The organism is Streptomyces sp. NPDC040622, assembly GCF_055593965.1.
Window position 1 is genome coordinate 47,808 of sequence record NZ_JBVIXD010000009.1, and the last position, 23,368, is coordinate 71,175.

Here is a 23,368-nt window from a genome sequence, read left to right on the forward strand (position 1 = left end):
CTCAGGGCGACGCCGGTGCGGGCACCCGGACGTGCAGCGGCATCGGCGGCCGGATCGCGTCGGGCTCCTCGCCGAGCAGCACCCGGCGCACCACGCGCTCGGCGGCGTGCCCGTCGTCGAAGGCGCAGAACCGCTCGCGGAACGCGGCCCGCAGCTGCCGCGACCGCTCCCCGTGCAGGGTGTCGCCGCGGAACACCCCGACCAGCTCCTCCAGCGTGCGGGCCACCGGGCCCGGCGGGTTCGCGGGCAGGTCGAAGTAGACGCCGCGCGACTCCCGGTAGACGTCCCAGTCGTCCGCGTACACCACGACGGGACGGTCGAGGTTGGCGTAGTCGAACATGATCGACGAGTAGTCCGTGATCAGCGCGTCCGCCGCCAGACAGATCTCCTCGGTCGAGCGGTGCCCGGTCACGTCGATCAGCTTCCCGGACCGCACCGCCTCCTCCAGGCCCGCCGACCCCTCGTAGAAGTGGTGCGCGCGCAGCAGCACCACGTACCGCTCGTCCAGGGCGTCGCAGAACGCCGCGAGGTCCAGCTGCGCGGTGAAGCCCTCGCGGTAGTCGCGGTGCGTGGGCGCGTACAGGACCGCCGTCCTGCCCTCGGGGATGCCGAGCCCGCGGCGGATCCTGCGGACGTCCTCGGCGGTCGAGGTGTAGTACGCGTCGTTGCGCGGATAGCCGTACTCCAGCTGCTCGAAGCCGCTGGGGAAGGCCCGCTCCCACACTTCGGTGGAGTGCCGGTTGGCCGAGAGGTTGTAGTCCCAGCGGTCCGTGCGGGTCAGCATCTTGCCGAAGGGGCCGATGCCCGCGGCGGCCGCCGGGTACGCGGCCTGGTCGACGCCCATGTGCTTGAGCGGCGTGCCGTGCTGGGTCTGCACGTGCACGGTGCCGGGCCGCTTCTTGACGCGCCCCTCGAAGTTGACGTTGTTGAACGTGTATTTGGCGCGCGCCATCACCTCCCAGTAGCGGGGGCTGCCCGTCACCGCGCACTCCACGCCCTCCGGCATCTGCCGCACGTGCTCCTCGTCGACCAGGAACACGCAGCGCACGTGCGGGGCCAGTTCGCGGGCCTTGGCGTGGATGGCGGCCGGGTTGCAGGAGTAGCCGCGCCCCCAGTACGCGGAGAACACGGCGAGGTTCTCGTCCACGGGCCGCTTCAGGGCGGCGGCGTACACATCGCGGCCCGGCAGGTGCCGCTCCACCTTCTCCCGCGCCTCCCGCACCGACGACAGCGCCCGGTTCGCCCGGGACTTGAGCCCCCGCAGCGCGCAGAACGCCTCGTAGGACCCCGCCCCCAGCAGCCGGTGCTGCACCCCGAGGCTCCCCGCGGGCGGCCGGAACCCCGCCGGCCTGTGCAGCCGGTACAGGCGCGTGGCCTGCCGGAAGAAGCGCCGCCGCAGCAGCGCGGAGGGCAGCCGTGCGGGGGTGGAGGCGGTCTTGAGGATCTCGTGCGTGAACCGGCGGAAGAGGCGCGCGACGACGGGCGCCGGCACGTCGAGCTCCGCGGCGCCCGTCATCGCCCGGTCGAACTGGTCGAGCAGCTCCAGGTGGTGGACGCCGACCGCGCGGTTGCGCGCCCCCTGGCGGCGCAGCAGATGCCGTACGCACACCCGGTCGAGCACGGCGATCCGCTCGGCCCGCAACAGGGTCTGCACGTTCCACACCGCGTCCGTGAACATGCCGGGCACGAACGACAGCCGGTGCTCCGCCACGAAGGCCCGCCGGTGGACGGCGGAGAACGCGGGCACCAGCGGATCGGGCAGCGCCGCGTGCTCGGCCACGGTGAACACCCCCGGGGGAGCGCCCTGCCACAGCCGCTCCAGGGCGGGCCCCTGACCGCCCTCGAACCAGTGCACCCGCTCGTGGTCGAAGAGCAGCACGTCCACGCCGCTGCCGCCGCCGCACTCCGTGATCCTGGCGTCGACCGCCGCGAGCGCGCCCGGCACGAGGACGTCGTCGCCGTCGAGGAAGAGCAGGTACTCGCCGCCCGCCAGGTCCGCCCCCGCGTTCCTGGCCCCCGGCAGCCCCGCGCCGGGCGGTGACTGCGCGCGGCGCACCCGTGGATCGCGCTCCGCGTGCTCGGCCACGATCGCCCTGCTCGGGCCCTCCCCGTCGTCGAAGGAGTCGACGACGGCGATCAGCTCGAAGTCGGCGAAGGACTGCCCGAGCACCGAGGCGAGGCAGTCGGCGAGCCGCCCCGGTACGTCGTGGGTGGGGACGATGATGCTGAAGCGCGACAAGACAGCCTCTCTCGGTGGTGGTTCACACGGCGCGGATCACAGATGCGGGGAGTGCTGGAGACCCGAGAAGGGCACCCGCTCGGGCTGCGGGCCCGCGGCGGGCACCGGATGCCGGTCCTCCAGAGGCACCACCGACGGAAGACCGCCCCGCTCGCCGAGCACCACGTGGCGCACGACGCGCTCCGCCGCGCGCCCGTCGTCACAGGCGCAGAACCGCTCGCGGAACGCCCGGCGCAGCTGCGCCGAGCGCGAGCCCGCCCAGTGGCCGGTGGCGAAGATGTCGGTCAGTTCGTCCTCGCTGCGGGCGACCGCGCCCGGCGGGAACGCGCGCACGTCGAAATAGGTGCCGCGCGCCGCCTCGTAGGCCTCCCAGTCGTCGGCGTGCAGCACGATGGGACGGTCGAGGTTGGCGTAGTCGAACATCAGCGACGAGTAGTCCGTGACCAGCGCGTCGGAGGCCAGGCAGAGCGACTCGACGCTCGGGTGGTCCGACACGTCGATGAGCCGCCCCGACGGCTCCCCGGTCGTCATCGGCGCCTCGTAGAAGTGGTGCGCGCGGGTCAGGATCACGAACCGGGGGCCCAGCGCCCGCAGCATCCGCTCCAGGTCGAGACTCAGGCGCTGGCTGCGGCGGTAGTCGCGGTGGGTCGGCGCGTACAGGACGGCGACCGCGCCGCGCGGGATGCCGAGGCTCTCGCGCAGCCGGGCCACCTCGTCCGAAGTCGCCTTCTGGAAGCGGTCGTTGCGCGGATACCCGTACTCCAGCGTCGTGTATCCGGCGGGGAAGACGCGCTCCCACACCAGCGTCGAGTGGCGGTTGGCCGACAGGAGGTAGTCCCACTTGTCGACGTTGCGCAGCAGCGCGGCGAAGTCCGTGCCGCGCGCCGCCGCCGGGCGCTCCTGGAGGTCGAGGCCCATGTGCTTGAGCGGCGTGCCGTGCTGGGTCTGCAGGAGGATCTGTCCGGGGCGCTTGACCAGCCGCCGGTCGAAGTTGACGTTGTTCACCAGGTACTTGGACCGGGCGAGCGCCGTCCAGTACGCCGCCGAGCCGGGCCGCAGCCGGGCCGTCGCCGTCGGGATCGTGTGGTGGTGGCGGGGGTGGGCGATCCACGCCGTGCGCATCCCCGGCACGAGCTCGCGCATCGCGGCCTCCAGCGCGGCCGGGTTGCAGCCGTAGCCGCGCCCCCAGTACGAGGAGAAGACGGCGCAGCGCTCGCGCACGGGCAGCCGCAGCTGGACGCGGTAGTGCAGCTGCAGCAGGGCGCCCTTCCCGTGGTGGCGCGCGACGGCCGCGTACCGCAGGGCGCGGGCGCGCAGCCGCATCGCCGCCCACAGCCCGCGGTAGGTCCGGTGCGAGCCGAGCCGCACCAGGCCGTGCCGCAGCCGGGTACGGGCCGGCACGCGGGCGCCCGGCACCCGGTGGCGCCGGTAGTGGCCGCGGGCCTTGCGCAGGAAGGCGGCACGCGAGCCGCGCGGCAGCCTGCCCCGCTTGGTGAAGACCGTCGAGAGGTGGTCGACCATGCGCCGGAACAGCACGGACCGCCAGGCCGCCGACAGCTCCGGGTGCTCGTCGAGGAACGCGAAGACCCGGTCGTACTGGTCGAAGATGTCGAAGTGCTTGCGGCTCGTGGTGCCCAGGATGTTGCCCTGGCGGCGCTGGCGGTAGTGCACGCAGACCCGGTCCAGGGTGACGAGGGTGCCCGCCGCCATCAGGATCGGGTACGTCCAGGGCGTGTCCTCGTAGTACCCGGGCGGGAAGGTGAAGCCCTCGCGCTCGATGAAGTCGCGGCGGTGTGCCTTGTTCCAGGCGACCATCAGGACCTTCAGGAGGCCCGGCCGGTCGGCGAGCAGGAACGGGGCGTCGCCCTCCTCGTGGAGGTGGCACGCGAACTGGTTGCGCGCCTCCTCGCCCCACCAGTACGTCCGCGCGTAGTCGTAGATCAGGACGTCCGGCTCGCCCGTCTCCTTGATGCGGTCGGAGATCGCGGCCAGGGAACCGGGGGTGAGGGTGTCGTCGCTGTCCAGGAAGATCAGGTAGTCGCCGGTGGCGTGCTCCATGCCGGCGTTGCGGGCCCGGCCGAGGCCGACGTTCTCGGAGAGGTGGACGGCCCTGACGCGCGCGTCCCCGGCGGCGAACTCGTCGATGATCGTGCCACTCGCGTCCGGTGAGCAGTCGTCGACCGCGATCAGCTCGAGGTCGGTGAAGGACTGCGCCAGCACGGACTCCAGGCACTCGTGCAGGTATGCCTGCACCATGTACGCGGGAACGATGACACTGAACCGGGGCAAGGCACATCCATGGGTCGGCGCGGGCATACTGCCCGGGAACGCCTGATGGGGTGACCGAGTTACGCCGGATGTGGCATCCGGGGGATGGACGCGAAGAGGCGGCCCGGTGAAGGGCCGCCCCCGGTGACCGCGGCGCCGAGGTGCTTCACACCGGCTTCACGGGTGCTTCACGAGCGCTTCTCACTTCACCGCGCCCGCCATCACGCCGGACACGAACTGCCGCTGGAAGGCGAAGAAGACGGCCAGCGGGATCGCCATCGAGATGAAGGCGCCCGGCGCCAGGATCTGCACGTTGTCGCCGAAGAACCGCACCTGCTGCTGGAGCGCGACGGTGATCGGCGGATTCTTGGAGTCGGCGAAGATCAGCGCGATCAGCATGTCGTTCCAGACCCAGAGGAACTGGAAGATGCCGAGCGAGGCGATCGCGGGCGCCCCCAACGGCATCACGACGCGCAGGAACAGCCGCAGCTCGCCCGCGCCGTCGAGCCGGGCCGCCTCCAGGAGTTCGCGCGGGATCTCCGCGAAGAAGTTCCGCAGGAGGAAGATCGCGAACGGCAGGCCGAACGCCACGTGGAAGATGACCACGCCGATCGTCGTCTCGAAGATGCCGATCTCGCCGAACAGCTTGGAGACCGGCAGGAGCGCGACCTGCACGGGGACGACGAGCAGCCCGACGACACCGATGAACCACCAGTCGCGGCCCGGGAACTCCATCCACGCGAAGGCGTATCCGGCGAGCGCGCCGATGATCACGACGAGCAGCGTCGCCGGGACGGTGATCATGATGCTGGACAGGATCGAGTCGGTGATCGTCTCGTCCTTGAGGAGGCTGGAGTAGTTGTCCAGGGTCAGCTGCGAGGGCGCGCTGAACACCTTCCACCAGCCGCTCTCGCTCATGTCGACGGGCGTGCGCAGCGAGCCGAGCAGCAGCCCGATGGTCGGCACCAGCCAGAACAGGCCGACCAGCGCCAGGAAGACGCGCAGCGCGGTGCCGCCGAGAGCGGCGGCGACGCGCCCGCCCACGGACTGCTTGGCCTTGACGATCCCGGTCTGCGTCGTCACCGCTGCGCCTCCCGCCTCATCCGCCGAATGTTGAACAACATCACGGGGATCACGAGCAGGAAGAGCAGCACCGCGATGGCGCTCGCCACGCCCGCGTCCTTGTCGAGGAACGCCGAGTTGTACAGCTGGACCGCGAGGACGTTCGACTCGTCCTTCGAGGAGCCCGGTGGGATCACGAAGACCAGGTCGAAGATCTTGAGTACGTTGATCATGAGCGTGACCAGCACCACCGCGAGGACCGGGGCGAGCAGCGGCACCGTGACCCGGCGGAACACCTGCCACTCGTTGGCGCCGTCCACCCGTGCCGCCTCCAGCAGTTCACGCGGCACGCTCGCCAGGCCCGCCGCGATCAGGACCATCGCGAACCCCGCCCACATCCACAGGTAGGAGCCGATGATCGCGGGCGTGATCAGGCTCGGGCCGAGCCAGTCCACGCCGTTGTACGCCTCGCGGAAGTTCGACGCCGGATAGCGCAGCTGCGCTCCGTCGGCCTCCATAGGCAGCGCGAAGGTGCCGTCCCCCGCCGCCTCCGTGGACGCCACCACCTTGCCGTCCTTGACGGCCTCGATCCTGATGCCCGCGTAGCCGAACTCGGAGGCGTCCGGGGCGTTCGCCGCGCCCCGGCCCTTGCCGCGCGTGAAGTCCTGCCAGGCCGTGCCCGTGACCCGGTCCGGATCTGCCGTCGCGGCCTTCGCCGCCTTCGCGCCGTCCGGCATCTCGGCCGGCGGCACCCCCGTCAGCGGCAGCACCACCGGGGTGCCGGCCTTCACCGGTTCCTTGGTGACGAACGCGCCGCCGCCCGCCGGCTTCAGCGGCGAGTTCGTGCTCGGATGCCCCTGCGGGAACGCCGACGCCTCGGCGAACGTGTCGTGCACCCCCACCATGACCGCGTTGGCCACGCCCCGGTCGGGATCGGACTCGTACACGAGCCGGAAGATGATGCCCGCGGCCAGCATCGAGATCGCCATCGGCATGAAGATGACGAGCTTGAACGCCGTTCCCCAGCGCACCCGTTCGGTCAGCACGGCGAAGATCAGGCCGAGCGCGGTGGCGACCGTGGGGGCCACCACCAGCCAGATCGCGTTGTTCTTGATGGCGGTCAGGATGCTGTCGTCCGTGAACAGCGTCTCGTAGTTGTCGAACGCGGTGAAGCCGCCCGACGTGTCGAAGAAGCTGCGGAACAGCGAGTACCCGATGGGGTAGAGGACGAGCGCGCCGAGCAGCACCAGGGCGGGCAGCAGGAAGAGCACCGCCACGGTCCCGCGGGTGCCGGTCACGCTCTTGCGCGAGGTCGGGGCCGGGGGCGCCACCAGCTCCGGTGGGCCCCCGGCGTTCGCGGACGACATCGCGTCAGTCCTTGTAGGCCTTGGCGGCGGCCGTCTCCAGAACCTTCTGGGTGCCCGCGACGTCCTTCGGGTTCTTCAGGAAGTCCTGCAGCGCCTTCCACTCGCCCTTGCCCGGCGTACCGCCGAAGGACTGCGGGGCCTGGTCCGACATGTCGAAGCGGATGTCGTCGCCGGCCGCGATCAGGGCCTTGGCGATGTTGCGCTGCACGTCGTTCGGGTACGCCGACACGTCCAGGGCCTTGTTCGGCGAGATGAAGCCGCCCGCCTCGGCCCAGATCTTCGCGGAGTCCGGCGAGGCCAGGAAGGTCAGCAGCGCCTGCGCGCCCTTGCTGTCCTTCAGCGCGACGGCCGCGTCGCCGCCGACCACCGCCGGGGACTCGTCGCCGACCGCGGGGAAGGGGAACACCTTGGCGTCCGTGCCCACCTTGGCCTTGGTCTCCGCGATCGAGAGCGACACCATGTCGCCCTCGAAGACCATGCCCGCCTTGGGCTGGTCGCCGCCGCGGAAGGTCTGCTTCACCGACGCGGGGAACTCGATCTGCAGCGCGCCGTCCGCGCCGCCCGCCACGAAGCCCTTCTTCCCGAAGAGCTCACCGAGCGTGGTCAGCGCGTCCTTGACGGACGGGTCCGTCCACTTGATCTTGTGCTGGGCGAGCTGGTCGTACTTCTCCGGGCCCGCCTGCGAGAGGTAGATGTTCTCGAACCAGTCGGTGAGGGTCCACGCCTCCGCGCCCGCCACCGACACCGGCGGCACACCGGAGTCGTAGACGGTCTGGGCGGTCTTCATGAACTCGTCCCAGGTCTTGGGCGCCTTGACGCCCGCGTTCTCGAAGACCTTCGTGTTGTACCAGACCAGCGACTTGTTGGCGGCCTTGAAGTACACGCCGTACTGCTTGCCGTCGACGGCCCCGAGGTCCTTCCAGCCCTGCGCGTAGTTCTTGTCGAGCTGCTTCTGCGCCTCGGGCCCGACCGGCTTCGCCCACTTGTTCGCCACGGCCTGGTCGATCGCGCCGACCTGCGGCAGCATCGCGACGTCCGGCGGCTGGCCGCCCGCCACCTTCGACTCCAGGAAGCTGATGATGGGGTCCTGGGCCGGCACGAAGGAGACCGAGGCGCCGGTCCGCTTCTCGAACTCGTCGAGCACCTTCAGGAAGACCTTGCGCTCGGCACCGCCCCACACGGCGCTCACGGAGACGTTCTCCCCGTCCAGCTCGGGGAGCCGGAGCGCGGACCCGGTGTCCTTGTCCCCGCTCTTGGCCCCGTCGTTCCCGTCGCTGTCGTCGTCGCCGCCGCACGCGGTGACGGTGAACGCGAGCGCCCCCGCGACGACGGCGGAGGCGATCCTGGCGGTGGTACGCCGATGTAGCGGTGCCCTGCGTGTACGAAGAGTGCTGCGCATCACTGCCCCGTTCTCTTCCCTGGCGAGTCCCGTGCGGTCTGGTCTACGCCCGCGCGGGGAGGGGCGGCAAGATGGCCTGCGCTGTCAACTCGTCGATCGTGATGGCGTTGTGACGTGGCGTCATGTGCCGTGATGCGGGGGTTGCGGCTGGTGTGGGTTCCGTTCCGTACGGGCTCAGAGCAGGGAGGGCACCTGGTCCGCCGACACGGACCGCGCGGCCCGCTCCAACGCGCTGGCCAGCAGGGCGAGATCAGTGGGCCCGTTCCCCAGCTCGCGCACGGGGCGCCGGGCCGGCGGATCGCCCATCCGCTCCCACTCCAGCGGCACCACCGTGGGCCGCAGCGTCGCCGTACGGGGAATCCGTCCGGTCACCCGTCCCGCCTGGAAGGCGGTGGCCCGCCCGTCCGGGGAACGCAGCTCGCCGCGCCCCGGCGCGGGCTCCTCGGGACCGGCCACCACCGCGTCCAGCACCACCCGCAGCGTCGCCCGCTGACCGAGCTCGGTCTCCAGCGCCCGCTCGCTGCGTGCCGTCGCCGCCACGAGGTGCACGCCGAGCCGCTCCCCGTCCCGCGCGACGGCCTCGAGGGCCCGCACGACCGACCCGGCGGCGGGCCGCCCGGGAGAGCCGAGCGCGGGCGAGAGCAGCGCGTCGAAGTCGTCGACGAGCACCACGAGCCGGGGCAGCGGCGGGCCCGGCTCCACCCGCTCCCGCGCCGTGGTGGGCCGCAGCCGCATCGTGGCGCTGGTCGGCGGATCGAGATCGCCGTCGGACACCTGCGCGGGCACGGAGGCACCGAAGGAGACGGGAGCACCGGGAGCTGCCGCCGATCCGGGGGCACCGGTCCCGAAGGTGCTCGCGGCGCCGGGAGACGGCGCACCGGTCCCGTCGCTCGCCCCGGCCCCGGAACCCGCCCCGGACGGCTGGGCGGAGCGCTGCGCCACCATCCGCCCCGACACCTCACGCTGCGTGTGCCACTCCGCGAACCCGAGCCTGCCCAGCAGCTCGGCCCTGCGCTTCAGCTCCGCGGCCAGGGACTGGGCGAACTCCCGCATCCGCACCGGGTCGTTGGCCACGAGGTGGGTGGTGACGTGCGGCAGGTCCGTACAGACACCGAGGCCCGTGCCCTGCCGGGCGCCGGACCCGCCGGCGCCGACGCCGTCCCGCCCGTCGACGAGCACGATGCCGAGCCGGTCGGGGCGCTCCGCGGCGGCCAGCGACGCGGCGAGGGACCGCAGCAGTTCCGTACGCCCGCTGCCCGCGGGGCCCTCGGCGAGCAGATGCGGGCCGTCGGCTGCGAGGTCCGCGACCACGGGTCCGCGCGGTCCCGCGCCGAGCACCGCGAGGGCGCGCCCGCCCAGCGCCTCGGGATCGTCGGCCGCCGCCGCCCACCGCGCCATCAGCGAGGCGGGCGTGGCCCTGGCCAGGCCCAGCTCGTCGAGGAGCCGGGCGGCCTGGGGCAGCGGCGCGGACACGCGCGTGTGCCCCTCGCCGACCGTGCCGTCCGTCCGCAGCGGTGCGAGCGCCCGCGCGAACCGCTCGGCCCAGGCCGCCGACACCGCGTCCACGGCGGCGACGGTGCCGTGCCCCGCGGGACGTCCGCCCGCCGTCCGCATCAGCCGCAGCGCGGTCGCCACGTCGCCGCTGAGCAGCGCGGCGGCACCGCACGCGCGAATGGCCGGGGAGACCGAGCAGGCGGCCTCGTACGTCTCCAGGACGGGGGAGGAGGGCGAGGCGGCCACGGTCTCGGCGAGGCACACCACGTGGATCCCGGCCCGCGCGCCCTCGCCGGCCAGCCGGACGGTGGCCTCGCGCAGACCCGCGGAACCGGGGTCGCCGTCGACGACGACGACCGTACGGACACCGGCCCCGGCGCTCTGCGAGCCGTCCGACGAGTTGTCCGGGCCGTGCGCGCCGCCGTCGGCGATGCGGTCGTCGAGGCGCCGGATCAGCTCGTCCGTGCGGGCGGCCGCCTGGTCGCGGTCGTAGGCGAGGAGGAGACGGCAGTCCTGGCCGTGCGCGGGCCGCAGGTGGGGCAGCCAGCCGAGCCAGGCCCACTCGGCGGTGCGCTCGGCCACGGGGCGCGCACGGTCCGTGCTGATCAGCACGATCTCCAGGGAGTCGGGGGCGTGCAGCGCGGCGAGCTGGGCGACGACCGCCCTGGCCAGGCCGGTCAGCCGCTCCCGGGGCCCGGCGAGGCCCAGCGAGCCGGCCTCGCGCAGACCGACCGTGACGGGCACGGCGGGCAGCAGCGCCTGGGAGCCGTCGTCGGCGGGCAGCGCGCGGTCGACGGTGCCGAGCCGTACCGCGAGCGCCTCGGGGTGGCCGGGGCCGCGCTCCCAGAGACGCGGCCCCGGGCCGAGCGCGGTGAGCAGCAGGGCGGCGGGATCCGGCCACGCCTCGGGCGTGCGCGCGGCGGCGGCCATGGCGAGCTCCTCCGGGGAGGGCTCCAGCGGCGCGTGGCGGCCGTCGCCGCCGAGGTCGCCGCTCCCGTACGTCTCGTAGGGGCCCTGGTGTCCCCCGTACGTGTCGTGCCCGTCGGGTGCGTCGTACCGGGCGGTGTTGTCGGCGTCGTCGGCGTTGTCGGTGTACTCGGTGTAGTCGGCGTAGTCGGTGTAGTCCCGGCCGTCGTCCTTCGCGCCGGTCAGCCGCCTGGCCCAGGCCGAGAGGCCGCCCCGCTTGCGCAGACCACGCGGCACGGTCGTCCCGCGCGCGGGGGTCCCGGTGCGGGTCCGCTCGGCGTCGGGCGCGCTGCCCTGCTGGGGCACGACGGGCCCCTCGGCGCCGCCCGGTCCGCCGTGCGTGCCGTGCGTGCCGAAGCCGGTCGGTGGCTGATTCTCGTACGTCCCCTGCGTCCCCTGCGTGCCCTCCGCGCCGGTGCCGCCCGCGGCGCCCCAGCCCGCCGGGCCGTACGCGTGGTGGGTGCCGGTGCCGGCCGGGGCGGGAGCGGCTTCGCCGAGGGTGGGCGGCGGCGCTCCGACGGGCCGCACGCGCACGTGGCCCTCACCGTCCGGGGCCGTCTCGAGCGGGCCGCGCGGGCCTGCCGCGGGGCCGCCCACGCCGTCCGTCAGGCGCAGCGCGGACTCGCCGATGCGCAGCAGGGAACCGGGGGAGAGGCCCACCGGGCGGTCGGTGATCTCCCTGCCGTCCACCGCCGTGCCGTTCGTCGAGCCGAGGTCCATGACCGTGACCCGGCCGTCCTGGGCGAGCGTGACCGAGCAGTGCAGCCGGGAGACGTCCGGGTCGTCCAGCGCGACGTCCGCCTCCGCGGAGCGGCCGACGCGGATCCGGCCGCCGTGCAGCAGATGGACACCGCCCGCGTCAGGACCCGCCACCACGTGCAACTGGGCGGCCGCCCCCGCCAGTTCGGGACCCGGTTCGGCGGGGGCGCCCAGCGAGAGCACCGCGCCGTCGATCAAGGGGGGTTCGCCGAGCGTGCAGCGCTGTGCGTCGAGGCGCTCGGGGCCCGCGTACAGCACGAGGGGGGCGTCGGTGCCCGCCACGGCCGTGGCGAGTCCGGAGGCCACCGCGGCGAGCGCGGTCCCGGCGGGGGCGGTGACCAGGACGTCACAGGCGCCGTGCGCACCCGTCACCCCGGTGGGGCGGCCTTGCTGCTCGGTCTGGCCGCTGCGCGGCCCGAGGACGGTCAGCCGGATCTGCATCGCCGTCAGCGGTCCCTTCTGCGCTGGGCGCCCGGTACGGGGGCACGCGCTGTGATTCCCCCCACCGCACACGGGCACGTCGGCCAGTACTGGAGGCATCCTGTCACCTGCCACTGACAACACGCCCGGCGGCCACCTGTAAGTGATCTTGATTGGTCGGCTCTGCTCGGAAAAGTGCCTGCTTGGACCGTTGCGGATATGTGTGGGGGGATTCCGGGAAAGGCAGGGGGGAAGGTCAATTCGGGGCCACTCGGCAACCAACGGCCACAGCTGAGCGTCTTTCCACCGAACAACGATCCGGAACGCCCCGGGGAGAGCCCGGGAAGACCCCCGTGAGGAACCCCGGTAAGAAAAGGCCGGGCGGAATCCGACCGGCCGATGCCCCTTTCGGCGGCACTACAGTGGGGCGGAACACCTTCGGACAGCCCCCGGACAGAACCAGCGTCCGGACGGGACCAGCGAGATCAGCAGGGAGCGCATGACGTGCGGCCGGTAGGCAGCAAGTACCTGCTCGAGGAGCCGCTCGGACGCGGCGCCACGGGCACCGTCTGGCGAGCCCGCCAGCGGGAGACCGCAGGCGCCGAGGCGGCCGTTCCCGGCCAGCCCGGCGAGACCGTCGCGATCAAGGTCCTCAAGGAAGAGCTCGCCAACGACGCGGACGTCGTGATGCGCTTCCTCAGAGAGCGGTCCGTCCTTCTCAGGCTCACGCACGAGAACATCGTTCGTACGCGTGACCTGGTCGTCGAGGGTGATCTGCTCGCCCTGGTCATGGACCTCGTCGAGGGCCCCGACCTGCACCGCTACCTGCGCGAGAACGGCCCGTTCACGCCCGTCGCGGCGGCCCTGCTGACCGCCCAGATCGCCGACGCGCTCGCCGCGAGCCACGCCGACGGCGTGGTGCACCGCGACCTGAAGCCCGCCAACGTCCTCCTCAAGCAGGACGCCCAGGGCATGCACCCGATGCTCACCGACTTCGGCATCGCGCGCCTCGCGGACTCCCCGGGCCTGACCCGTACCCACGAATTCGTCGGCACGCCCGCGTACGTCGCGCCGGAGTCCGCCGAGGGCCGCCCGCAGACCAGCGCCGTCGACATCTACGGCGCGGGCATCCTGCTGTACGAGCTGGTCACCGGCCGCCCGCCGTTCTCCGGCGGCTCCGCCCTCGAGGTCCTGCACCAGCACCTCAGCGCCGAGCCGCGCCGCCCCTCGACGGTCCCCGACCCGCTGTGGACGGTCATCGAGCGCTGCCTCGACAAGAACCCGGACCGCCGCCCCAGCGCCGAGAACCTCGCCCGCGGCCTGCGGGCCGTCGCCGAGGGCGTCGGCGTGCACTCCACCCCGGCCCAGATCGCCGCGGCGGAGGGCGTGGGCGCGCTACTCATGCCCGACCCCGCCCCGGCCCACGTCCCGGAGACCCCGGGCGCCGCCGACCCCACCCAGGTCCTGCCGAACAACGCGGGCTCGTACGATCCGAACGCCGCGACCAGCGTCATGCAGAGCACCGGCGGCCACCCCGGCGACGCGGACCCGACCTCCGTGCTGCCGAACAACCGTGGCGCCGCCGACCCGACCGCGGTCATGCCGCCGGTCCCGCCGAACGGGCCCGGCCAGGACCCGAACGACCCGCACCCCTGGCAGAACCAGATGCGGGCGGCCCGCGACCGCAACGAGCAGACCCAGTACCAGGCACACCTGGACCCGAACGACGACCCGCTGCGCCGCCGCCCCCAGCGCCAGGTGGCCCGCCCCCAGCAGCCGCAGCAGCAGCGCCCCCAGCCGTACGCGCCGCAGCAGCCGCGCGGGCAGCGCCAGCAGCAGCAGTACGCGCCGCAGCAGCACCAGCCCCAGCAGCACCAGCCGCAGCAGTACGCGGCGCCCCCGCAGGCGCCGCCGCCCCAGCAGCCCGCGCCGCGTCCCGAGCGCGAGCCGCGCCAGCCGCGTCAGCGCAGCGCCAACCCGATGAAGATCCCGGGGCTCGGCTGCCTCAAGGGCTGCCTCTTCACGATCGTCATCCTCTTCGTGGCCAGCTGGCTGGTCTGGGAGTTCAGCCCGCTCCAGGACTGGATCGGGTCGACGAAGAGCTTCTGGGACCAGATCACCGACGCGTACGACAAGGTCGGCGAGTGGGTCGGGAAGATCAACGGCAACTAGGGCCGGCCCCGCGACGGTCGGGTGTCTGAAGAGCGACTGAACGGCGATCCCCGGAGAAGTCCGCGCGCAATCCGCGGACGGCTTCGGGGATTTGTCGACATCTGCAGGGTGATTTCTGCTCCCGGAGTGAAGGTTGGCGGCAAGGCCGCGTAGTTTTGTCGCCAACACGCATCCGTAGGAGCAGTCTTGACGCGCAAGATCGGCAGCCGGTACACCGCCCACCAGATCCTGGGCCGTGGCAGCGCCGGCACGGTGTGGCTCGGCGAGGGACCCGAAGGTCCCGTCGCCATCAAGCTGTTGCGCGAGGACCTGGCCTCCGACCAGGAACTCGTCGGCCGCTTCGTCCAGGAGCGCACCGCGCTGCTCAGCCTCGACCACGCGCGCGTGGTGGGCGTCCACGACCTGGTCGTCGACGGCAACGACCTCGCCCTCGTCATGGACCTCGTCCGCGGCACGGACCTGCGCACCCGCCTGGACCGCGAGCGGCGCATGGCCCCGGAGGCCGCCGTCGCCATCGTCGCGGACGTCGCCGACGGCCTCGCCGCCGCGCACGCCGCGGGCATCGTGCACCGCGACGTCAAGCCCGAGAACGTCCTCCTGGACATGCAGGGCGACCTCGGCCCCGGCGGCGCGCACCCCGCCCTCCTCACGGACTTCGGCGTCGCCAAGCTCATCGACTCCCCGCGCCGCACCCGCGCGACGAAGATCATCGGGACCCCCGACTACCTCGCCCCCGAGATCATCGAGGGCCTGCCGCCGCGCGCCGCCGTCGACATCTACGCCCTCGCCACGGTCCTGTACGAGCTCCTCGCGGGGTTCACCCCCTTCGGCGGCGGCCACCCCGGCGCGGTCCTGCGCCGGCACGTCACCGAGACGGTGGTCCCCCTCCCCGGCATCCCCGAGGAGCTCTGGCAGCTCCTCGTCCAGTGCCTGGCCAAGGCCCCCGCGTCCCGGCTGCGCGCCTCCGAGCTGGCCGCGCGCCTGCGGGAGCTGCTGCCGCTGGTCGCGGGGATGCCGCCGCTCGACGTCGACGAGCCGGACGCGGAGGCCTCGCAGGCCGAGGAGGCGTACGACGCCTCGGCCCCGGCCTCCACCAGCGCCCCCGAGTCGCGCGAGGCCGCCCCCCGGCGGGGCGCGGTGCCCCTCGTGCCGGGCTCGGCGTCCGCCGACTCCAACCGCGACACCCACACCTCGATGCGGGTGCCGGGACCCGACGAGCTGGCCGGCGGCGCCCGGGGAACGGCCCGCGCCCCGCGCGCGTCCGGCGCGGCACGCCCCGGCTCCGCCAAGCACCGGGCCTCGGCGCGGCGGCGCCGGATCACGCTGGGGGTGGCGGGGGTGGTCCTCGTCGCGGCGGCGGGGATCGGCACGTGGGCCGCGACGAGCGGCGACGACGCGGAGTCCCCCTCGCCGGACAGCGGCAACTCGGCCCCCGAGCGGCCGTAGCGCGGCGCGGCCCGCCGGGCGGCGGATCCCTCTCTCCCCGCCGCCCGTATGCCCGGCACCGGGGCGGTGGGGGTGGCCCCGGCCAGGTCTGCTGTCCGTGCGGCTGTCCGTGGGCGGGTGCTTTCTGTGCGGCCGCTGCGCGGCGGATGCGGCCCGCCCACTCACCCGTTTGCGCCGCCCGCCCACCCACCCGTTTGCCCGGCACCGGGCGGTGGGGGCAGCCCCGGGTCGCTGCCGTATCCCTGCGGCTGGCCGCTGCGGGGTGTCTTGTCCCGCCGCTGCGCGGCGGATCGTTCCCGCCCACCCACCCGTTTGCCCGGCACCGGACGGTGGGAGCAGCCCCGGCTCGTATCCGTGTTCGTGCGGCTAACTGTGGGTGGGGGTGCTTTCTGTGCCGCCGCTGCGCCGCGGCATCTCTCCCGCCCGCCCACCCGTGCGGGCACCCCCCAGCCCGCTGCTGCGGCTCTGCGGGCAGCCGCTGTGCGGTGGTCCTTGCCCCGGGGCTCGCGGCGACGGGCTCCTACGGTCCCGTCCGGTGCGGGGTAAACGGGTGGGTGGGTGGGAGGTGTCCGTCGCGCAGCGGCGGGACAGGGACCGCTCCACCGGCGCGAGGCCGGAGACGAAGGGCGCCGTCGCGGGACAGGGACCGTCCCACCGGCACGGGGCCGCAGCCGAGCCGAGTCGAGCCGAGTCGAGCCGAGTCGAGCCGAGTCGAGTCGAGCCGAGTCGAGCCGAGCCGAGCCGAGCCGAGTCGGACCCCGGGGCGCGCGAAGAGCCCCCGGACGCCCCCTCGCGCGAGGACAGGCACGGACCCCGCCGGCCCGGAGGCCGAAGAGTGTTCCCCGGCCTCCGGGCGACCCCCCGCCCGGACCACGTCACTTGCCGCAGCCGTTACGCTGGAGTCGTGGCAGTCGTCGATGTATCCGAAGAGCTCAAGTCCCTCTCCTCGACCATGGAGTCGATCGAGGCCGTCCTGGACCTCGACAAGATGAGGGCCGATATCGCCGTGCTCGAGGAGCAGGCGGCCGCACCGTCCCTGTGGGACGACCCCGACGCGGCGCAGAAGATCACCAGCAAGCTGAGCCACCTCCAGGCGGAGGTCAGGAAGGCCGAGGCGCTGCGCGGGCGCATCGACGACCTCGGTGTGCTGTTCGAGATGGCCGAGGAGGAGGACGACCCGGACACCCGTGCCGAGGCCGAGTCCGAGCTCACGGCCGTCAAGAAGGCGCTGGACGAGATGGAGGTCAGGACCCTCCTCTCCGGGGAGTACGACGCCCGTGAGGCCCTCGTCACGATCCGCGCGGAGGCCGGAGGCGTCGACGCCTCCGACTTCGCCGAGAAGCTCCAGCGCATGTACCTGCGCTGGGCGGAGCGCCACGGCTACAAGACGGAGCTGTACGAGACGTCGTACGCGGAAGAGGCCGGCATCAAGTCGACCACCTTCGCCGTCCAGGCCCCATACGCCTACGGCACGCTCTCCGTCGAGCAGGGCACCCACCGCCTGGTCCGCATCTCGCCCTTCGACAACCAGGGCCGCCGCCAGACCTCCTTCGCGGGCGTCGAGATCCTCCCCGTGGTCGAGCAGACCGACCACATCGAGATCGACGAGTCCGAGCTGCGCATCGACGTGTACCGCTCCTCGGGCCCCGGCGGCCAGGGCGTCAACACGACCGACTCCGCGGTCCGCCTCACGCACCTGCCGACCGGCATCGTCGTCTCCTGTCAGAACGAGCGCTCGCAGATCCAGAACAAGGCGACCGCGATGAACGTCCTCCAGGCCAAGCTCCTCGAGCGCCGCCGCCAGGAGGAGCAGGCGAAGATGAACGCGCTCAAGGGCGACGGCGGAAACTCCTGGGGCAACCAGATGCGTTCGTACGTCCTGCACCCGTACCAAATGGTGAAGGATCTGCGGACGGAGTGTGAAGTCGGTAATCCCGAGGCCGTCTTCAACGGTGAGATCGACGGTTTCCTGGAAGCCGGAATTCGCTGGCGCAAGCAGCAGGAGAAGTAAATCCCGATCGGAATGATCGGAAACGGCTTTATCGACAAGGCAACTGCTGCCCAAGAGGCGGCAGTTGCCTTTTACGTCACAGTCACATCTCCGTACCACGGTCAACTGCCCCGATATCGGACATCGCGCCCGCAACGACCTTGACGCTGCTGTGAAAAGTGGAAAGGCTAGCGCGCGGCATGCGTATTCCTGGGGCGCGTGGGATCTGTGGGGGCTGATCGAACCGCTCCCCGCGAGCGCGCAGCCCCGGACGCTGCCTCACTGACGATTCAGCTACTGGGGGTAGCAGCCAGATGACCAAGAAGACGCGGATCCGTGTCGCGCGGATAGCCGCCGGCGCCGTGATCGCCGCCGGTGCCTCGCTGACCGCCGCGGGTGCCGCCTCGGCCCTCGACGTCGGTGTCGACCTCGGTGGTGCGGGCGTCGGCGCCCACGCCGACGAGAGCGGCGTCGGCGTGGACGTGGACGTCCCGAACGACGACCCCACCGACGAGCCCACGGACGAGCCCACCGAGCCCACCGATGAGCCGACCGAGCCCACGGATGAGCCGACCGAGCCCACCGACGAGCCGACCGAGCCCACCGACGACCCGACGGACCCCACGGACCCGACGGACGACCCGACGGACCCGCCCACCTCGGACCCGAGCGACCCGAGCACGGGTGAGCCGGGCGACAACGGCACCGGCGGCGGCGGGAACGGTGGCAACGACACCGACCCCGACGGCGGCTCCAAGCCGGTCGAGCAGGGTCAGGGCAAGGACAGCCTGAGCGACACCGGCTCCAAGCCGGTCGAGCAGGGCGGCAACAAGGGCGACAAGGGCGAGCTCGCCGAGACCGGCGCCGCCGAGACGACGTTCCTGCTGATCGGTGCCGCGACGATGATCGCCGGCGGCATCGGCTTCCGCATCCTGCCGCGCCTCGTCGGCAACCGCGGCGCCGCTGCCTGATCCCAGGCGGTGACGTCAGTACGACGACACCGGTGACACGTACGCGGCACACGCGGCGTGGACCGTGGACACGAAGGAGGGCCCGGAGCTTCCCGAAGCTCCGGGCCCTCCTTCGCGTTGCTGTCGTGCGTCGTTGCCAGTCGTGCGCGTCGTGCCTGTCGCGCTCTGCGTGGCTGCCGCGCCTCGTGCTCGCAGGGGTCACCGCGGCTGCTCTTCGCGCGTGCGCCGCCGCGTAAAGTCCCGGCGCCGTTACGCGGTCTGGTGCGCCAGCAGCGCGACCGCCGCGATCAGCACCACGAGCAGCGCTATCAGAGCCGCGGGATTGAGCCCCGCGAAGGGCCCTTCCTGCTGCATGCGCTCGCGATTGGCCCGGCACACGGGGCAGCGGCCTTCACTCACGGGCGCTGCGCAGTTCGCGCACACCAACCGATCCAGGGTCATGCGCTTCTCCTCCCGCACAGTCTCAGCCTGCCCAACGCTAGGGGGAACTCAATCGTTCCCCCTACCACTGTGCCAGCTTCCGCGGATTTCGGCGCGGCCCGCCGCCTCCGGACGGTTTCCGACCGTTCCGTGCCCTCCCGCTTCCGTGACAATTCGCGCAACTCAGGACGCCGACTGCGCTCGCGCACCGGGTTCGCGTATGGTCACGCTCACCTACCCCCGGCAACCCGTGGTGCATCCGTGATCCGATTCGACAACGTCTCCAAGGCCTACCCGAAGCAGACCCGCCCCGCGCTCAGGGACGTCTCCCTCGAGATCGAGAAGGGCGAGTTCGTCTTCCTGGTGGGCTCCTCGGGCTCCGGAAAGTCCACTTTCCTGCGGCTCGTCCTGCGTGAGGAGCGCACCAGCCACGGCCAGGTGCACGTCCTCGGCAAGGACCTCGCGCGCCTGTCCAACTGGAAGGTGCCGCACATGCGCCGCCAGCTGGGCACCGTCTTCCAGGACTTCCGCCTCCTGCCCAACAAGACCGTCGGCGAGAACGTGGCCTTCGCGCAGGAAGTCATCGGCAAGTCCCGCGGCGAGATCCGCAAGTCCGTGCCCCAGGTCCTCGATCTCGTGGGCCTCGGCGGCAAGGAGGACCGGATGCCGGGCGAGCTCTCCGGTGGTGAGCAGCAACGAGTGGCGATCGCGCGCGCGTTCGTCAACCGTCCCAAGCTCCTCATCGCCGACGAGCCGACCGGCAACCTGGACCCCCAGACGTCCGTCGGCATCATGAAACTGCTCGACCGGATCAACCGGACCGGCACCACCGTCGTGATGGCCACCCACGACCAGCAGATCGTGGACCAGATGCGCAAGCGGGTCATCGAGCTGGAGAAGGGCCGTCTCGTCCGCGACCAGTCGCGCGGCGTGTACGGCTACCAGCACTGACCGTCCCGTCTCGCCCGTACCGTCTGATCCACCTGATCCACTGAAAGGCCGCCATGCGCGCCCAGTTCGTCCTGTCGGAGATCGGCGTCGGTCTCCGCCGAAATCTCACGATGACCTTCGCGGTCATCGTCTCCGTAGCGCTTTCGCTCGCCCTGTTCGGCGGTTCGCTGCTCATGCGTGACCAGGTGAGCACGATGAAGGGCTACTGGTACGACAAGGTCAACGTCTCGATCTTCCTGTGCAACAAGGCCGACGCCGAGCAGGACCCCAAGTGCGCCAAGGGCGCCGTCACGAACGAGCAGAAGGACCAGATCCTCGTCGATCTGAAGAAGATGCCCGTCGTGGACAAGGTCGCGCACGAGTCGGCGGACGAGGCGTACAAGCACTACAAGGAGCAGTTCGGCGACTCGCCGCTGTCCAGCTCGCTGACGCCGGACCAGATGCAGGAGTCGTACCGCATCAAGCTGAAGGACCCGGAGAAGTACCAGGTCGTCGCGACCGCCTTCTCCGGACGTGACGGCGTGCAGTCCGTGCAGGACCAGAAGGGCTATCTGGACAACCTCTTCGGGCTGCTGAACGGCATGAACTGGGCGGCCGTGGCGGTGATGGCGCTGATGCTCGTCGTCGCGCTGATGCTGATCGTCAACACCGTGCGCGTCTCGGCGTTCAGCCGCAGACGGGAGACGGGCATCATGCGGCTCGTCGGCGCCTCCAGCTTCTACATCCAGATGCCGTTCATCATGGAGGCCGCCGTCGCGGGCCTGATCGGCGGAGGCGTCGCCTGCGGGATGCTCCTGGTCGGGCGGTACTTCATGATCGACCACGGCCTCGAGCTCTCCGAGAAGATCAACCTGATCAACTTCATCGGCTGGGACGCGGTCCTCGCCAAGCTGCCGCTGGTCCTCGCGATCGGCCTTCTGATGCCCGCGCTGGCCGCGTTCTTCGCGTTGCGCAAGTACCTGAAGGTGTGACAAGAGCCCTCCGGGTGTCCGGGCGCCGTGCGGTTCAACCCACCGTACGGCGCCCTTCGTTGTCCTAGACTCACCGTCATGTCAGGCCTCGACCGGTTCGCCGACCGGTTCTCCTCGCCCCGCCGCATCCGCCGCGGGGCGACCCTGACGTTGGTCTTCGCGAGCGTCCTCGTCACCGGAGCCGCCACCGGCTCCTGGAGCGAGGTCGCGGACGACGGCCGGAATACCCCTCCCTCCACGGTGCGTTCCGACGCCGTGGCCCCGCGGGACGGCGACGCCGACACGGCCGACGCCGCCGCGGATGCCGCCGCCGAGGCGATGGCCGACGGCAAGTCCGGCAAGAAGGCCGCCGAAGAGGCCGTCAGCCGCAGCGGGGACCGCTGGGGCTCGGTGTACTCGCCGGGGGAGTACCAGGAATTCGAGAAGGCGCTGGGCGGCGGCTACACGGGCGTCGGCCTGTGGGCCCGGCGCGCGGCCGACGGCCGCATCGAGGTCTCCCGGGTCCAGAAGGACGGGCCCGCCGACCGGGCCGGGCTGCGCGAGGGCGACCGGCTGCGCTCCGTCGACGGCGAGCGCGTCGGCGGCCGGCCCGTCACGGAGGTCCTCACCCTGCTGCGCGGCGAGCGCGCGGGCACCCCGGTGGTCCTCGGCGTGGAGCGCGGCACGCGCGCGTGGCGCGAGACGCTGCGCCGGGCCCATCTCTCCACCGACCCCGTCACGGTCACCGACCTGCCCGACGGCGCCGTCCTGATAAGGGTCGCCGCCTTCACCAAGGGCTCCGGAGAGGCCGTACGGGCCGCGGTGCGCACGGCCCCCGAGGGCGCCGGGATCCTGCTCGACCTGCGGGGGAACTCCGGAGGCCTGGTCTCGGAGGCGGTCACCGCCGCGTCCGCCCTGGTCGACGGCGGTCTCGTCGCCACGTACGACGTACGCGGGCGGCAGAAGGCACTCCACGCCGAGCGGGGCGGTGACACGGGCAGACCGGTGGTCGCGCTGGTCGACGGCGGCACCATGAGCGCGGCCGAGCTCCTCACGGGCGCCCTCCAGGACCGCGGCCGCGCGGTCGTGGTGGGGTCCAGGACCTTCGGCAAGGGGTCGGTCCAGATGCCGAGCCGCCTGCCCGACGGTTCCGTCGCCGAACTGACCGTCGGCCACTACCGCACCCCCTCGGGGCGTGCCGTCGACGGCCGGGGCATCAAGCCCGACCTGGAGGCCGAGGACGGGGCCGAAGAGCGGGCCGAGACAGTATTGACTGGCCTCGGACCCCCCTCGTAGTGCGAAAATGACCGCACTATGGCGAAGGAAAAGGTAAAGCGCAAGGCCGCGAAGGCCGCCGAGAAGGCCCCTGCCCGGAAGATGGTCGCGCAGAACAAGAAGGCGCGGCACGACTACCACATCCTGGACACCTACGAGTGCGGCCTGGTGCTCATGGGCACCGAGGTGAAGTCGCTGCGGATGGGGCGTGCGTCCCTGGTCGACGGCTTCGTGCACATCGACCACGGCGAGGCGTGGCTGCACAACATCCACGTCCCCGAGTACGTCCAGGGCACGTGGACCAACCACTCCGCCACCCGCAAGCGCAAGCTGCTGCTGCACCGGGCGGAGATCGACAAGCTGGAGTCCAAGTCCCAGGAGACGGGTCACACGATCGTGCCCCTCGCGCTGTACTTCAAGGACAGCCGGGTCAAGGTGGAGATCGCGCTCGCCAAGGGCAAGAAGGAGTACGACAAGCGCCAGACGCTCAAGGAGAAGCAGGATCTGCGCGAGACGAACCGCGCGGTCGCGGAGGTCAAGAAGCGTCAGCGCAGCGCCTAGTCCGCAGGCCCGGAGGGGCGCGCGGGAATTGGCTGGCCCCGTCGGGCGTTGGTCACGTACGATGGGCACTGCCCCGCACAGCCGGGGCGTGGATTGATAAAAAAACATGGGGATGATCGGTTTCGACAGCGGATGTCGAAGCAGGGGAAGCGAGCCGAGGAAGCGGCAATGATCTCGTAAACCATATGTCGCAACCAATAATCGCCAATTCTAAGAGCGATTCCCAGTCCTTCGCCCTCGCTGCCTAATAAGCAGTGAGTGAAGGACCCTTAATGGGTGTCAGCCCGGGAGTGTTCCCGACCCGGATCCTGGCATAATCTAGGGAACTAAACCATCGAGCCCGGTCACGGGGTTCGATGGGAAATCAAACAGTGACTGGGCCCGTCGGAGACTTGTTCGCGAGATCACCGGGGCCGAGAAAATCGAAGCGAACTGCGCTCGGAGAAGCCCTCCTTTTGCACCGTTGGACGCGGGTTCGATTCCCGCCATCTCCACAATTCCCATGTGAGGCGAAAGCCCCTCGGCCCTGGGCCGGGGGGCTTTTGTCGTGTCTGCGGGCGAGGTCGGCCCGCCCGGCCAACGGTCCAGGACCGAGGGGGCGTTGTCCCGAAATGAGCCCGGATGGGCGCATCCTTGGGACTGGTGAGTCGTTACTGCC

Annotated in this window: 15 protein-coding genes and 1 other RNA gene; 9 read left to right on the plus strand and 7 right to left on the minus strand. The window is 71.9% G+C overall.

Annotation, left to right across the window (positions count from 1 at the left end):
- Window position 1 precedes the first annotated feature (1 nt).
- From ACZ592_RS25840 to ACZ592_RS25865, 6 genes are all read right to left on the minus strand, one after another.
- Entirely contained in the window at window positions 2-2,239 is a 2,238-nt protein-coding gene (locus ACZ592_RS25840; RefSeq protein WP_471584021.1) for a bifunctional glycosyltransferase/CDP-glycerol:glycerophosphate glycerophosphotransferase, read from the minus strand.
- A 36-nt stretch (window positions 2,240-2,275) separates the two neighbouring features.
- Complete coding sequence (locus tag ACZ592_RS25845) at window positions 2,276-4,528, minus strand: bifunctional glycosyltransferase/CDP-glycerol:glycerophosphate glycerophosphotransferase (RefSeq protein ID WP_471584022.1); 2,253 nt, start codon at window positions 4,526-4,528, stop codon at window positions 2,276-2,278.
- Between the two features lie 180 nt (window positions 4,529-4,708).
- The gene (locus tag ACZ592_RS25850) at window positions 4,709-5,590 is read right to left on the minus strand and encodes a carbohydrate ABC transporter permease (protein ID WP_471584023.1); all 882 of its coding nucleotides are present in this window, start codon (window positions 5,588-5,590) and stop codon (window positions 4,709-4,711) included.
- Window positions 5,587-6,936, minus strand: coding sequence for a carbohydrate ABC transporter permease (locus ACZ592_RS25855; protein WP_471584024.1), 1,350 nt, complete (start codon window positions 6,934-6,936; stop codon window positions 5,587-5,589). The genes ACZ592_RS25850 and ACZ592_RS25855 overlap by 4 nt, the downstream gene beginning before the upstream one ends.
- A 4-nt stretch (window positions 6,937-6,940) precedes the next feature.
- Complete coding sequence (locus tag ACZ592_RS25860; protein WP_471584025.1) at window positions 6,941-8,335, minus strand: ABC transporter substrate-binding protein; 1,395 nt, start codon at window positions 8,333-8,335, stop codon at window positions 6,941-6,943.
- Window positions 8,336-8,509: 174 nt separating this feature from the next.
- Complete coding sequence (locus ACZ592_RS25865) at window positions 8,510-11,995, minus strand: FHA domain-containing protein (RefSeq protein WP_471584026.1); 3,486 nt, start codon at window positions 11,993-11,995, stop codon at window positions 8,510-8,512.
- 483 nt (window positions 11,996-12,478) lie between these two features.
- Between ACZ592_RS25865 and ACZ592_RS25870 the strand changes: the two genes are divergently transcribed.
- From ACZ592_RS25870 to ACZ592_RS25885, 4 genes are all read left to right on the plus strand, one after another.
- A complete protein-coding gene (locus ACZ592_RS25870; protein ID WP_471584027.1) occupies window positions 12,479-14,146 on the plus strand; it encodes a serine/threonine-protein kinase in 1,668 nt (555 codons plus the stop codon).
- 186 nt (window positions 14,147-14,332) lie between these two features.
- Window positions 14,333-15,592 (plus strand): serine/threonine-protein kinase, encoded by a 1,260-nt coding sequence (locus tag ACZ592_RS25875; protein ID WP_471584028.1) that lies wholly within the window; start codon window positions 14,333-14,335, stop codon window positions 15,590-15,592.
- Window positions 15,593-16,496: 904 nt separating this feature from the next.
- Complete coding sequence (gene prfB / locus ACZ592_RS25880) at window positions 16,497-17,603, plus strand: peptide chain release factor 2 (RefSeq protein WP_471584029.1); 1,107 nt, start codon at window positions 16,497-16,499, stop codon at window positions 17,601-17,603.
- A 293-nt stretch (window positions 17,604-17,896) separates the two neighbouring features.
- Window positions 17,897-18,553 (plus strand): hypothetical protein, encoded by a 657-nt coding sequence (locus ACZ592_RS25885; protein ID WP_471584030.1) that lies wholly within the window; start codon window positions 17,897-17,899, stop codon window positions 18,551-18,553.
- 249 nt (window positions 18,554-18,802) lie between these two features.
- Here ACZ592_RS25885 and ACZ592_RS25890 read toward each other — a convergent pair whose 3' ends face one another.
- Window positions 18,803-18,994, minus strand: a complete 192-nt coding sequence (locus ACZ592_RS25890) for a hypothetical protein (protein WP_471584031.1) — start codon at window positions 18,992-18,994, stop codon at window positions 18,803-18,805.
- Window positions 18,995-19,234: 240 nt separating this feature from the next.
- On the opposite strand from ACZ592_RS25890, the gene ftsE reads away from it, so the two are divergent.
- The 5 genes from ftsE (at window position 19,235) to ssrA (ending at window position 23,207) form a co-directional block, all read left to right on the plus strand.
- Complete coding sequence (ftsE, locus tag ACZ592_RS25895) at window positions 19,235-19,924, plus strand: cell division ATP-binding protein FtsE (RefSeq protein ID WP_055569411.1); 690 nt, start codon at window positions 19,235-19,237, stop codon at window positions 19,922-19,924.
- 53 nt (window positions 19,925-19,977) lie between these two features.
- A complete protein-coding gene (gene ftsX / locus ACZ592_RS25900; protein ID WP_471584032.1) occupies window positions 19,978-20,895 on the plus strand; it encodes a permease-like cell division protein FtsX in 918 nt (305 codons plus the stop codon).
- Window positions 20,896-20,973: 78 nt separating this feature from the next.
- Complete coding sequence (locus ACZ592_RS25905; protein WP_471584033.1) at window positions 20,974-22,170, plus strand: S41 family peptidase; 1,197 nt, start codon at window positions 20,974-20,976, stop codon at window positions 22,168-22,170.
- Window positions 22,171-22,188: 18 nt separating this feature from the next.
- A complete protein-coding gene (smpB, locus tag ACZ592_RS25910) occupies window positions 22,189-22,710 on the plus strand; it encodes an SsrA-binding protein SmpB (RefSeq protein ID WP_471584034.1) in 522 nt (173 codons plus the stop codon).
- 108 nt (window positions 22,711-22,818) lie between these two features.
- Window positions 22,819-23,207: a transfer-messenger RNA gene (ssrA, locus tag ACZ592_RS25915) on the plus strand.
- Window positions 23,208-23,368 lie beyond the last annotated feature (161 nt).